General features: G+C 49.0%; 1 protein-coding gene. It reads right to left on the bottom strand.

From position 1 onward, the window contains the following. On the bottom strand, positions 1–588 hold a 588-nt coding region (locus IE038_RS24150), incomplete at both ends, for a hypothetical protein (protein ID WP_189396437.1).

Raw genomic sequence — 588 nt, 5'->3', positions numbered from 1 at the left:
CGACATTGAAAACCATTTCGCTGTCAGCATTCTTGGAAGAGATTTCCCAGAACTTGCCAATCTTTGGGAACGAGATGACAAAGACATTGCCGTAGAAGACCTTGGCATCAGCATTAGACAAGAGGATATCGTATCCTTTCTCAGTCAACAAGTGAGCACTCAACAAGTTTCTTGGAGACGAGCTTGCAAACTTGACGTTCTCAAGCTTCATCTTGCCGAACTGGACTTCGCCTTCCATGGCTGCACCGGAGCGGCCATTAACACCTCTGATGGTAACCGAGCACCTGCGAGGATTCTCTAGCTTTGCCTTGTCCTTGACAATATGGATGCTGGAGCCGCAATCCAAGGTAAAGGAGTCATCTTTAGGCTCCACTTCGTTGGTGAAGAAACACTCTTCGATGAAGTGGGAGGACTCTTCTTCCTCATGCTCGTTGTTGCCTTGGCCCAAATCGACGATGGTTTCACCATTGGTAGTAGCATAGACTCTGCTGTGGTCAGGGACTTCCACTAGGTGGACAGCCTCTTTGGTCTTCTTCTTCTTGTTCTTGGAGCGGCACTTGGAGCTGATGTGGCCATTCTTGCCACAGG

The organism is Pseudomonas laurentiana (genome assembly GCF_014648275.1).
GTDB lineage: Bacteria > Pseudomonadota > Gammaproteobacteria > Pseudomonadales > Pseudomonadaceae > Aquipseudomonas > Aquipseudomonas laurentiana.
The sequence above is the reverse complement of the archived record's forward strand: the minus strand, read 5'-3'. Positions and strand labels throughout refer to the sequence as shown.